Source organism: Halopseudomonas sp. (assembly GCF_036960865.1).
Taxonomy (GTDB): domain Bacteria; phylum Pseudomonadota; class Gammaproteobacteria; order Pseudomonadales; family Pseudomonadaceae; genus Halopseudomonas.
On record NZ_JBALWE010000007.1, the window covers coordinates 264,346 to 275,170 of the forward strand.

14 protein-coding genes are annotated in these 10,825 nt (G+C 59.6%); 5 read left to right on the forward strand and 9 right to left on the reverse strand.

All coding sequences use genetic code 11. The features are described 5' to 3' along the window. Positions 1-123: 123 nt before the first annotated feature. Positions 124-663, forward strand: coding sequence for a glycine zipper 2TM domain-containing protein (locus V7747_RS12170; RefSeq protein WP_335616291.1), 540 nt, complete (start codon positions 124-126; stop codon positions 661-663). 67 nt (positions 664-730) lie between these two features. On the opposite strand, the gene V7747_RS12175 is transcribed toward V7747_RS12170, so the two are convergent. Beyond that, complete coding sequence (locus tag V7747_RS12175; RefSeq protein WP_335616292.1) at positions 731-1,618, reverse strand: LysR family transcriptional regulator; 888 nt, start codon at positions 1,616-1,618, stop codon at positions 731-733. Between the two features lie 101 nt (positions 1,619-1,719). Here V7747_RS12175 and V7747_RS12180 point away from each other — a divergent pair, with 101 nt between their 5' ends. Next, on the forward strand, positions 1,720-2,493 hold the full coding sequence (locus tag V7747_RS12180) for a ferredoxin--NADP reductase (protein ID WP_335616293.1): 774 nt from the start codon (positions 1,720-1,722) through the stop codon (positions 2,491-2,493). Positions 2,494-2,583: 90 nt separating this feature from the next. Here the strand turns inward: V7747_RS12180 and V7747_RS12185 are convergent, their stop codons facing one another. From V7747_RS12185 to aroC, 4 genes are all read right to left on the reverse strand, one after another. Beyond that, the gene (locus tag V7747_RS12185) at positions 2,584-2,775 is read right to left on the reverse strand and encodes a PLDc N-terminal domain-containing protein (RefSeq protein WP_335610468.1); all 192 of its coding nucleotides are present in this window, start codon (positions 2,773-2,775) and stop codon (positions 2,584-2,586) included. A 75-nt stretch (positions 2,776-2,850) separates the two neighbouring features. Further along, positions 2,851-3,378, reverse strand: a complete 528-nt coding sequence (locus V7747_RS12190) for a hypothetical protein (RefSeq protein ID WP_335616294.1) — start codon at positions 3,376-3,378, stop codon at positions 2,851-2,853. Positions 3,379-3,388: 10 nt separating this feature from the next. Further along, on the reverse strand, positions 3,389-4,519 hold the full coding sequence (locus tag V7747_RS12195; RefSeq protein WP_335616295.1) for an MFS transporter: 1,131 nt from the start codon (positions 4,517-4,519) through the stop codon (positions 3,389-3,391). Positions 4,520-4,557: 38 nt separating this feature from the next. Continuing rightward, positions 4,558-5,649 (reverse strand): chorismate synthase, encoded by a 1,092-nt coding sequence (gene aroC, locus V7747_RS12200; protein ID WP_335616296.1) that lies wholly within the window; start codon positions 5,647-5,649, stop codon positions 4,558-4,560. Positions 5,650-5,761: 112 nt separating this feature from the next. Here aroC and V7747_RS12205 point away from each other — a divergent pair, with 112 nt between their 5' ends. Both V7747_RS12205 and V7747_RS12210 read left to right on the forward strand, forming a co-directional pair. Next, entirely contained in the window at positions 5,762-6,535 is a 774-nt protein-coding gene (locus V7747_RS12205; RefSeq protein ID WP_335616297.1) for a sulfite exporter TauE/SafE family protein, read from the forward strand. 97 nt (positions 6,536-6,632) lie between these two features. Beyond that, positions 6,633-7,412 carry a hypothetical protein gene (locus V7747_RS12210; protein ID WP_335616298.1) on the forward strand — a complete coding sequence of 260 codons (780 nt, stop codon included), beginning with the start codon at positions 6,633-6,635 and terminating at the stop codon, positions 7,410-7,412. A 3-nt stretch (positions 7,413-7,415) separates the two neighbouring features. Here V7747_RS12210 and prmB read toward each other — a convergent pair whose 3' ends face one another. Continuing rightward, complete coding sequence (gene prmB / locus V7747_RS12215; protein ID WP_335616299.1) at positions 7,416-8,327, reverse strand: 50S ribosomal protein L3 N(5)-glutamine methyltransferase; 912 nt, start codon at positions 8,325-8,327, stop codon at positions 7,416-7,418. Positions 8,328-8,423: 96 nt separating this feature from the next. On the opposite strand from prmB, the gene V7747_RS12220 reads away from it, so the two are divergent. Further along, positions 8,424-8,996 (forward strand): Smr/MutS family protein, encoded by a 573-nt coding sequence (locus V7747_RS12220; RefSeq protein WP_335616300.1) that lies wholly within the window; start codon positions 8,424-8,426, stop codon positions 8,994-8,996. A 12-nt stretch (positions 8,997-9,008) separates the two neighbouring features. Here V7747_RS12220 and V7747_RS12225 read toward each other — a convergent pair whose 3' ends face one another. The 3 genes from V7747_RS12225 to V7747_RS12235 all read right to left on the reverse strand — a co-directional run. Continuing rightward, complete coding sequence (locus V7747_RS12225) at positions 9,009-9,602, reverse strand: hypothetical protein (protein ID WP_335616301.1); 594 nt, start codon at positions 9,600-9,602, stop codon at positions 9,009-9,011. Positions 9,603-9,883: 281 nt separating this feature from the next. Then, positions 9,884-10,204 carry a hypothetical protein gene (locus tag V7747_RS12230; RefSeq protein WP_335616302.1) on the reverse strand — a complete coding sequence of 107 codons (321 nt, stop codon included), beginning with the start codon at positions 10,202-10,204 and terminating at the stop codon, positions 9,884-9,886. Positions 10,205-10,267: 63 nt separating this feature from the next. Next, the coding region (locus tag V7747_RS12235) for a transposase (protein ID WP_335616303.1) at positions 10,268-10,825 on the reverse strand (558 nt) is incomplete at its 5' end.

The following is a 10,825-nucleotide window of genomic DNA, read 5'->3' on the forward strand; positions in this document are numbered from 1 at the left end:
CAGTTCACATTCACGCATGCAGCCGCGCCGGCCGATGGAACCTCCGCTGAAATCGCTAGTCTATTAGCGCATGGACCACGGCTGTGCCGTGGAAGACTAGTCATAGACCAGGGAGTACTCATCATGAACAAGTCTATGTTGACCGGTGTTTTGATTGGCGCGGCTGTGGCAACCGCTGGCGGTGCCATCGCGGGTTATACCGCTTTTGCAGATAAAACACCTGACCAGGCTGAGGTTCTTGATGTTCGCGAGATCAAAGAAACCAAAAGCACCCCCCGCGAAGTATGCAACGACGTTGCCGTAACCCGACAAAAACCCGTACAGGATCAGCACCAGATCATTGGCTCGGTAGCTGGCGCAGTCATCGGCGGCGTACTGGGTAACCAGGTGGGTGGCGGCAGCGGCAAGGACATTGCCACGGTCGCAGGCGCAGCCGCTGGTGGCTATGCCGGTAACAAAACCCAGGAACGCATGCAGGCCAACAGTACCTACACCACCACTGAGCGTCGTTGTAACACCGTTTACGACAAGCACGACGAAGTAGTTGGCTATCAGGTGAAGTATCAGATCGGCGAAAAAACCGGTTCCGTGCGCATGGATCATGATCCGGGCAGCAGTATTCCGCTGCAGAACGGCGAGCTGGTGCTCAGCAGCAACCAGTAACGCTACACTGGCTCACCGCAAGGGCATCCGCTTCGGCAGATGCCCTTTTTTACGCCCAGCATTCCCTCTACTCCGACAGACTGCTGCGACACAGCTCCAGCCAACGCACGATACCCGCACTACGAAACTTCTGCCGATGCAGAGCAAAGTAAAAGCGGCGATGAAAGTTGCGCTGCGGCACCGGGAGCGGCACCAGGCTGCCACGCTTAAAGGCATCAACAAGGGTAATCTCGGACAGACAACCAATCCCCAGCCCGGCTTCCACCGCGCGCTTGATCGCTTCGGTGTGCTGCAATTCCAGCTTGATGCCCAAGTGCGGCAAGAGGCCCTGCATCGCCCATTCAAAATGCTGTCGAGTACCTGAGCCCTGCTCGCGAACGATCCACTGCGCCTCCAGTAACTCTTCATCGCTCAACCACGGACGGCCAGCCCAAGGGTGATCCGGCGCGCAAAACACCATGAGTTCATCATCACGCCAGTGCACCAGATCCAGCTCGGGGTGACGCGTCTCGCCCTCGATCAGGCCGATGTCCAACTCGAAGTTGGCTACCTTGCGCACTATCGTTTCAGTGTTGGCCACCTCCAGCTCCACCCGCGCGCCATCCTGCTCGCCCATGTAGCGTGCCATGATTTCCACCGCCAGGTAGTTACCGATACTGAGCGTGGCGCCCACCTTCAGATGCCCCACGTCCTGATGGCGAGCCAGCGCCGTTTCCAGCCCTTTGGCCTGCTCCATCAACGCTTGGGCACGGGGACGGATACTCTGACCCAGCTCGTTCAACTGCAGCCGTTTGCCCACGCGATCAAACAGCTGTACGTCAAATTGGCTCTCCAAGTCCTTCAGCGCACTGCTGGCAGCTGACTGCGACATTGCCAAGCTGCTGGCGGCGCGTGTCAGATTCTCGTGATAGGCCGTGGCCAGAAAAACTTCGAGTTGCCGCAGGCTGTACTTCATAATCGATTTTTCCGAATACGTTTATAACAATTACCCGTTTATCCGATAGATTAGCCAGATGTAGACTCCACGCCAAGACATCATTCATGCCGGGAGGCGACATGGCAGGCTTCAATACCGAAAGCGTACTCAGCGTCCACCACTGGACTGACAACCTGTTCAGCTTCAAGACCACCCGCGATCCGGGGTTCCGCTTCAAGAACGGTCATTTCATCATGATCGGTCTTGAAGTTGAGGGCCGTCCGCTGATGCGTGCCTACAGCATCGCCAGCCCCAACCACGAGGAAACCCTCGAGTTCTTCAGCATCAAGGTGCCGGACGGCCCGCTGACCTCGCGCCTGCAGAACATCAAGGCAGGCGATCAGATCATGATCAGCCGCAAGCCCACCGGCACCCTGGTACTGGATCACCTGATCCCCGGTCGCAACCTGTACCTGCTGAGTACTGGCACCGGCCTCGCGCCTTTCATCAGCATCATCCAGGACCCGGAAACCTACGAGCAGTACGACAAGGTGATCGTCACCCACGGCTGCCGCCATGTGCGCGAGCTGGCCTACGAAGACTTGATTACCGAGGATCTGCCCAACCACGAGTACCTGGGCGAGCTGGTGCGCGACAAGCTGATCTACTACCCCACGGTGACCCGCGAGCCGTTCCGTAACCAGGGTCGCCTGACCGACCTGATGACCAGCGGCAAGCTGTTTGAGGATATTGGCCTGCCCCAATTTGATCTGGAGCAGGACCGCTTCATGCTCTGCGGCAGCCCCAGCATGCTCAAGGATTGCTGCGAGATTCTGGATGCCCAGGGCTTCAAGGAAGCGCGCCACGGCGACCAAGGGCACTATGTGATCGAGCGTGCCTTCGTCGAGAAGTAAGCACCAGGTAGCCTCGGCGGTGCCCAACGAAAAGGCCCGGTGCGTCTTCCGCACCGGGCCCTTTTCTTTAACGTGGCCGTGAAGGCCGCGCTAAACCTTGTTGCCGCGCGGCCCCGCAAAGAACCAGATGATCAGGCCCAGCAACGGCAACAGCACCACCAGCAACACCCAAAGCAGCTTGGCGCCCATGCTGGCATTGCTCTGCAGAATGTTGATTACCGCCCAGATATCGCCGATAAGAATCAGCAGGCCCAGAATACCCCCACCGGTATTGAAGTTCATCGCACTCTCCCTTTTGGTCTGGCAAATCGCCGCACACTGCCCTGACTATAGTCGGCGGCACGAAATCCTTCGCGCTCAGATGTCCAGCAGCTGCAGCTCGCCTAGCTTCGACCCGGCAACGGGCTTATCGTTCAGCGCCTGTGCCTGCGCCGCCAGCTCGAGCCACACACAGCGAGTGCCGGGCGCAGGAACCAAAGCCCAGTCGTAACCCGCGGGCAGCCACAGCAGATCGCCTCGGCGCACAGCCAATATCAGGGCATGGTCTGCCTTGGCCAGGCACAGCCGGGCCTGGCCTGCGCCGAGCAGTAGCCACTGCCCTTCTGACCGGCGGATGGCCTCAGCAGGTACTAGCGTGGTCTCCTCAACGTAGCCCGGTTCACCCTGGCGCTCACCTGCCAGCGCAGTGTCAGGTATCGCCCTGCCCTGCGCGGCGATCCAGTCGCGCGCCTGATGTTCCTGTTGCAGTGGATCCTCTGCCAGCGCCGCGATCTGTGCCAGCAACAGGCCGCGCTCGGCCAGCTGCACGCTAATGTCGTCCAGGTGCGTAAGCACCCGCGCCGGGCAGTGCCACTGTCCCGCCTCGTACATCGCCAAAATGCTCATGGTCTGCTCCTCATGCACGCTGCAATCGCAGCGCGAGAATGATGGCTCCAACGGCGGCAGCCAGTGCCGCCAGCGCGAAGGTCCAGGCCGCGCCCAGGCTGTCCCAAACGTAGCCAGAATAGAGGGCACCCAACGCGCCACCAACCCCGGCCAAGGTCGCATAGAGTGCCTGGCCCTGGCCCTGTAGGCGCGCGCTGAAGTTGTGCTGCACAAAATGCACCGCCGCCACATGGAAGGCGCCAAAGGTGGCGGCGTGCAGGCATTGGGCAAACAACAATGTGGGCAGCGCCGCAGCGAAGTTGCCGAGCAGCAGCCAGCGCAGGGCCGCCAAGGCAAAACTCACCACCAGAATCGACTTCAAACTGCAGCGCGCCAACAAGGGACGCATCAGCAGAAACAGCAGAATTTCCGCCAGAACCCCCAGCGCCCAAAGCAGGCCAATAAAGCCGCGGCTGTAATCCAGACGCTCCAGATGAATGGTCAGAAAGGTGTAATACGGCCCATGCGACAGTTGCATCAGCGCCACACACAGAAAAAACGCGATAACACCCGGGCGGCGTAACTGCTGCAGCATGCCCTCGCCCATCACTTGGCTGGTCGGCGCTAGCGGTGGCGGCGGTATCAACAGACTGCAGGCAACAATAGCGCACATCACCGCGAACAAAACCCGTGGATAGGCCGGCATGCCAAAACGCTCCAGCACCCCACCCAGCAGCACGACCGTAAGAATAAAACCGACCGAGCCCCATAAGCGTACCTGGCTGTAGCGCGAGGCCTGCTCGCGCAGGTGTGCCAGGGTAATGGCCTCGAACTGCGGCAGAATCGCGTGCCAGAAAAAACTGTGCAGCGCCATGACTGCCGCCAGCCACCAGTAATCCTGGCGGTAGAAAATGGCGGCAAAACACAGTGCGGTAAAGAACGCGCCGCAGCGCACGATCAGTAAACGCTGCCCGGTGGCATCACCAATCCAACCCCACAGATTGGGCGCCAGGCAGCGCATCAGCATGGGAATGGCCACCAACTCGCCAATGCGTGCAGCAGAGAAGCCCAGGGACTCGAAATAAAGCGCGAGGAAAGGCGCTACCCCGCCCAACAGGGCGAAGTAGCTGAAGTAGAAGCCGGACAGCCGCCAATAGGGCAAGGGGGATGCCGCCGCCCCTGTTGCGCTGCCCGCTGGGCTCAAAGCTGGCCCAGTACCGGCGTGGTTACCTTGACGTCGGCGTTCTGGCCACGGTGGCGCAGCAGATGATCCATCAGCACCAATGCCATCATGGCCTCGGCAATTGGCGTGGCGCGGATGCCCACGCAAGGATCATGGCGCCCCTTGGTGATAACGTCGACCGCATTGCCGTCTACATCAATCGAGCGACCTGGCGTGGTAATACTGGAGGTCGGCTTCAGTGCCAGGCTGGCAACAATCGGCTGGCCCGAAGAAATACCCCCCAATACGCCACCCGCCTGGTTGCTGACAAAGCCTTCCGGCGTCAGCTCGTCGCGGTGCTCCGTGCCACGCTGGGCCACCGAGGCAAAACCGGCGCCCACCTCAACGCCCTTGACCGCGTTGATACCCATCAGGGCATAAGCCAGCTCGGCATCCAGGCGATCAAAGATCGGCTCGCCCAGACCAGGCGGCACGCCTTCGGCGACGACCGTGATCTTGGCACCGACCGAATCCTGATCGCGGCGCAGCTGATCCATATAGGCTTCCAGCTCAGCGATTTTGTCCGGGTCGGCACTGAAAAAGGCGTTGTCGTTAACCCCATCCCAGCTCTTGAAGGGAATCTCGATAGGGCCCAGCTGGCTCATGTAGCCGCGCACCTGAATGCCCTGGGTCGCCAGGTACTTCTTGGCGATGGCACCGGCGGCCACGCGCATGGCGGTTTCGCGCGCCGAGGAGCGCCCGCCGCCGCGATAGTCGCGCACGCCGTATTTGTGGTGGTAGGTGTAATCGGCATGCGCCGGGCGAAACAGATCCTTGATCGCCGAATAGTCCTTGGATTTCTGGTCGGTATTGCGAATCAGCAGACCAATCGGACAGCCAGTGGTGACGCCCTCGAACACGCCCGACAGAATCTCGACCTCATCGGCCTCCTGGCGCTGCGTGGTATGGCGGCTGGTGCCGGGTTTGCGGCGATCCAGGTCGCGCTGCAGGTCCTCGCTGGAGAGCGGCAAGCCCGGCGGGCAACCGTCCACGATGGCAACCAGTGCAGGGCCATGGCTTTCGCCGGCCGTGGTGACGGTGAACAGGGTTCCAAGGGTGTTTCCGGACATAGACTCAACCTGATGTAAGCGACGGCAGTGGCGCAGTATACCGTTCGCCCCGCATGGGTGACAGCCTGAAATCCACCCGTTAGGCTAGCCTCTTCCTGTATCCGGAGCCCCTATGCCTAGCTTTCTGGCGTCGCTGTTACCCGACCAGGTCCCCCCCCTGCTGGCGGTGGCACTGATCCTCTGCTCTGCCGTCACCTCAATGATCACCGCCGCGCTGGGCGCCGGCGGCGGCGTGATGCTGCTGGCCATCATGGCGCTGAGCATGCCGACTGCCGCCATCATTCCGGTACATGGCATGGTGCAGCTGGGCTCCAACGCCAACCGCGCGCTGATGACCTGGCGGCACATCAACCTGCGGGTGATTGCCTGGTTTCTACCGGGGGTGCTGATCGGCGCCTGGCTGGCCAGCCGCCTGCTGGTGAACCTGCCGCTGGCCAGCATTCAGCTCAGCATTGCCCTGTTCATTCTGCTGCTTTGCTGGGGGCCGGCTATCCCCAAGGTCGCCACCGGGCGCGTGGGCACCCTGCTGGCCGCCACGCTCACCAGTTTTCTCAGTCTGTTTGTCGGCGCCACCGGGCCACTGGTGGCCGCCTTCATCAAGCAGCAGCAAGACAGCAAACGTTTGCAGACAGTCGCCACCTTCGCTGCCGCTATGTCATTGCAGCATGCCCCCAAGGCACTGGCGTTTGGCGCCGCCGGGTTTGTCTTCCACAGCTGGCTGCCGCTGATCATCAGTATGATCGCCGCTGGCGCATTGGGTACCTGGGCTGGACTGCATATTCTGCAGCGCCTGAACGACCGACATTTCAGCCGCCTGTTCAACGTGGTGCTGACCTTGCTCGCCCTGCGTCTGGCTTGGGAGGCAATCGCCCATTGGCAGACATGACTTTTGCCGCGCACGGCGATAAATTACAGAAATACGCCTCAACGCCGATACAGGTTGAAGTAGCCGCCGAACGCAGTACGAGCGCCCAGGACCCAGCATGAGCGAAACCGAAACCATCAGCCCGGAAGCCGCCCAGGAGCACGCCGCCCTGCGCGATCCCTTTGCGCGCGCCAAACCGTCCGACTTCTACTGGGTGCAGCTCAAGCCGGTATTCAAGGCCCGCGTACTGGTGCACCAGGAAAGACTCGCACAGATAGCCGTCACCCAGGAAAAGGCCGGCAGCCTGGAGCTGCTGCGGTTGCAAGTGCGCTTTGAGGGTGAGCCGCTCCCCGACAGCGGTAACTGTCTGGAAGTGATGGTCGACCACAAACGCCAGCGCGTGCGCTTTGGTCCCATCAGCGGTGTCAGCATTCAACCTGCCCAGCGTGGCCTGGGCACCTTCATGCTGGCGCAACTGATTCACTGGTGTCAGCGCTATTGCGGCGATTATGCCGTCACGCCGATCAGCCTACGGGCGGATGAATTCAAGAGTGGCGATGCGCGCAGCGCCCTTGAAGACATCCTCAACCGCGCCGGCTTTACGCTCAGCACCCTCGACGAAGAAACCCACAGCGGCGTTGCGCAAAGCAACCGGGTGAATGATCTGATTGGCAGCTGGAACACCGAAAAGATTCAACCGTTGCAGATCGGCAACCTGCTGGGCCAGTTGCGCGAGCACGAGGCCCTGAATCTCAAGCAGACTGCCCAGCTGAACAACCTGCAAAGCGTGATCGCCAGCTACAAGCGAGCCGACATGGGCAACCGCTTTGCCATCGGCTGCCTCATCGTATTCTGCATTTTCCAGGCCTTGATGCTGCTCTGGGTGGTGTTGCGCTAAGGCTTACACGCCCTCGGCAAACAATGGCTGAAAATGGCGGCACTGTTCGGCACTGAGCACAAACACACCGTGCCCGCCGCGCTCGAATTTGACCCACTCAAAGTCGACTTCTGGCCATTCGGCCATCACGTGCACCATGCTGTTACCCACCTCAATCACCAGCACGCCGTCTTCACTCAGGTAGTCCGCTGCTTCAGCCAACATGCGGCGCACCAGGTCCAGACCATCATCCCCTGCGGCCAGGCCCATCTCGGGCTCGTGATGGTACTCCTCTGGTAGGCTGCCCATATCTTCGGCATCAACATAGGGCGGGTTGCTGACGATCAGGTCGAAGCGCTCCCCTGCCAAGCCATCAAAGCCATCCGACCAGCGCGCCTCTACCCGTTCAGACAGACCGTGCAGCTCAATATTGGCCTCAGCCACCGCCAGCGCATCGGAAGACAGATCGGCCAGCACCACCTCGGCCTCATCAAAGGCGTAGGCGCAGGCAATACCGATGCACCCGCTACCCGTGCACAGATCCAGAATGCGCAATGGGTCGCGTTCCAACCAGGGTTCAAACCGGGAATCAATCAGCTCGGCAATCGGCGAGCGCGGTACCAGCACGCGGTCGTCAACAATGAAGTCCAGCCCGGCAAAGCGCGCGTGGCCGGTGAGGTACGCCGCCGGTATGCGCAAGCGCACGCGCTCCTGCAACAACGCCACAGCGGCGTCACGCTCCTCTTCGGTTATCCGGCATTGCAGGTAAGTCTCAGGGGTTTCCCACGGCAAGTAGAGCGCATGCAAAACCAGCAGGCGGGACTCGTCCCAGGCGTTGTCGGTACCGTGCCCAAAAAACAGCTCGGCCTGATGAAAACGGCTAACGCCCCAGCGGATCAGATCCTGCACGGTTTTCAAAGCGGCGTGTTCACTCATGATGTAAATCCTTGTTCTGTCAGGCGACCATTCTACGCTGCCGCGTGCCAACGACTACTGGTACACTGCGGTTTTTTGGCAACTGATCACTGAAAAATGTCTCAGGATAACGTCGAACCCGATGACGAAAACCTGTTCCGGCAGGCCATCAAGGGTGTCAAACCACTCAAACACCAGCAAGCCGATACCGGCAAGCCCAAAACCGACCGCGCCCGCATCGCCGCCAGCCGCGCCCGCGCGCTGAACAGCGCTACCAGCATCGTGATAGACGGCCTTTCCGACCAGTTTGTGATTGATGTAGCCCCGGAAGAAGAACTGATGTGGGGCGCCAACGGCGTGCAGGCCAGCCAGCTGCGCAAACTCAAAGCAGCGCAAATCCCCTTTGACGGTTCAATCGACCTGCACGGCATGACCGTCGAGCGCGCCCGCGAGTTACTCTGGGCCTTTCTGGCCGAAGCGGTAAAACAGGAGATCCGCTGCGTGCGCGTCACCCACGGCAAAGCGCAACGCAAGGACGGCCGCACGCCCATCCTGAAAAGCCACGTCAACACCTGGCTACGCCAACACGCCAGCGTACTGGCCTTCACCTCGTGCATCCCGCGCCACGGCGGCACGGGGTCGGTTTATGTGTTGCTCAAGCGGAACATGCTGGAGGGGCGGGAGGACTGAGTCCCCTACCCTCTATGCCAGGGTTCGGCTTCTACCCTCATTGCAGAGCGTATCGTGCAGCCGTATCACCGGTTCGCGAGCAAAGTCAGCCCCTACCGATTGAATCAACTTCACCACGCTGTAGCGCTGCGCCGCCACGGCATAATCCTGCGCCCAGTCCTGATAGGTCTGAGTTTCACAATCGAGCGGGCTGGTGACCTTGATGGTCTTGATCTTCATGCGATACGGCTTGGGGGTTACCCTGGCGCGGTAGCACTGCTGCTTCTGCGACAGCACAATGTACAACCAATCCACCCGCAGGCTGCGCATCAGCGCCGCGTAGCCCTTGCCGGTCGGCTCGATGTACTTCTTGCCGATAACCCGAACGCCCTTGGTCGTCTCGTAGATACGAAAATCCGTACCCAATTCCGGATGCTTGGCCAGGCGCTGCAGAAACTTGGCGACGATGCGCTCCTTTTTCGGCAGCTTCCTAAGCGCTCTGAACATGTCAAAAAAATCGATGGGGTAATCATCCAGATCCAGCACCGTGTACTGGCAGGTGTTGAGTATCCTGGCACCATAGCGGCAGATGGTGATGATATTGGCATCGTCAATCACCTGCTCCACGTACTCTTTGATGGCGACCTTGTAATCGTCCCCAGGCGCCTCGCCGTTTATCTTCTGCTCAACAAAGCGGATTGATTCGCCAGTTCGCGCCGTGCATCCTCTACTGATTGGTTTGAACCCGCCAGCATGCTTAGCCGTTCAGTCGTCTCCCCAACCTGTATGTTTACCGATTCTTTAACCCAGAACTTGTAGTACTTCATGCGCAAATATCATCCTTGATGGAGAGCTAATTGGCGATCAGCACCGTCAACGGAGCAAGGTAATCGACCCACCGCCGCTTGTCATGCGTTCGAGAGCAGAATAACCGTCAGCCCAAATGTGAGCTGAAAAAACATCACCATAACGACAAAGCCCAATATCACGTAATTAGGCACCGGGTTCTTCAACAGATACCAAGCGATGGAGACCTGGGCTACCGCCTGTAGCGCCGCAACGCCCAGAAAATGGCGAAGCTGCCATAGACCCGCGCTGACGTCGGGCGTAACTGCAGCGCAGCTGATAATGAAGGGGAACAGGCCAAGCAACAGAATAACGGCAAAAAGCCCCCTCTTTCGCCAGGGGGCCATGTCAGTAGCCAGCATGTCCTGTTTGAGTTTGTTCATATTGGTATTCCTCAAGCTGCTCGTCGCCGCACTAACAAGTGACTGTGGTGTCAACACCCCAAACTAGGCTGTTTTTTTACGCCATGGCTCTTGGTTCTTGACCATGGTGTTGAGCATCACGATCATCTTTCGCATGCAGGCAATGAGAGCGACTTTTGGTAACTTTCCTTGGGCTTTCAGGCGTTCATAGAACTGCTGGAATACCGGGTTGCATTGGATAGCTGACATCATGGCCATGAACATCACTGTTCGCACTCTATGACGCCCGCCACGGATCCGACGCTTGCCCGTCAGCCTGCCGCTATCGCGGTTGATGGGTGCCACGCCAACCAGGGCTGCGATCTCTCGCCGGTTAAGCTTGCCTAGCTCAGGAAGCTCGCTCAGTAGCGTAAACGCCATGACTTTGCCAACGCCTGGCACGCTGGTCAGGATGTCTGTTTTGCTTTGCCAATGATCAACCTTGGCGACTTCCTGCTCGATCTGCTTGGTGATGGTTTTGATCTGGGTCTGGAGCGTTTTGAGTAGACTATTGATGGAGCTGTGAAGTGATTTTGGCAGGATCTGCAGGCGGTTTTTCTCCATGGTGGACATCTCCATGAGCTGGCTGCGCCGGGCCAACAG

What these genes read in the sequence shown, in the direction of transcription:
- V7747_RS12170 (WP_335616291.1), top strand. Translation starts at nt 124, where the DNA reads ATGAACAAGTCTATGTTGACCGGTGTTTTGATTGGCGCGGCTGTGGCA.
- V7747_RS12175 (WP_335616292.1), bottom strand. Translation starts at nt 1,618, where the DNA reads ATGAAGTACAGCCTGCGGCAACTCGAAGTTTTTCTGGCCACGGCCTAT.
- V7747_RS12180 (WP_335616293.1), top strand. Translation starts at nt 1,720, where the DNA reads ATGGCAGGCTTCAATACCGAAAGCGTACTCAGCGTCCACCACTGGACT.
- V7747_RS12185 (WP_335610468.1), bottom strand. Translation starts at nt 2,775, where the DNA reads ATGAACTTCAATACCGGTGGGGGTATTCTGGGCCTGCTGATTCTTATC.
- V7747_RS12190 (WP_335616294.1), bottom strand. Translation starts at nt 3,378, where the DNA reads ATGAGCATTTTGGCGATGTACGAGGCGGGACAGTGGCACTGCCCGGCG.
- aroC (WP_335616296.1), bottom strand. Translation starts at nt 5,649, where the DNA reads ATGTCCGGAAACACCCTTGGAACCCTGTTCACCGTCACCACGGCCGGC.
- V7747_RS12205 (WP_335616297.1), top strand. Translation starts at nt 5,762, where the DNA reads ATGCCTAGCTTTCTGGCGTCGCTGTTACCCGACCAGGTCCCCCCCCTG.
- V7747_RS12210 (WP_335616298.1), top strand. Translation starts at nt 6,633, where the DNA reads ATGAGCGAAACCGAAACCATCAGCCCGGAAGCCGCCCAGGAGCACGCC.
- prmB (WP_335616299.1), bottom strand. Translation starts at nt 8,327, where the DNA reads ATGAGTGAACACGCCGCTTTGAAAACCGTGCAGGATCTGATCCGCTGG.
- V7747_RS12220 (WP_335616300.1), top strand. Translation starts at nt 8,424, where the DNA reads ATGTCTCAGGATAACGTCGAACCCGATGACGAAAACCTGTTCCGGCAG.
- V7747_RS12230 (WP_335616302.1), bottom strand. Translation starts at nt 10,204, where the DNA reads ATGAACAAACTCAAACAGGACATGCTGGCTACTGACATGGCCCCCTGG.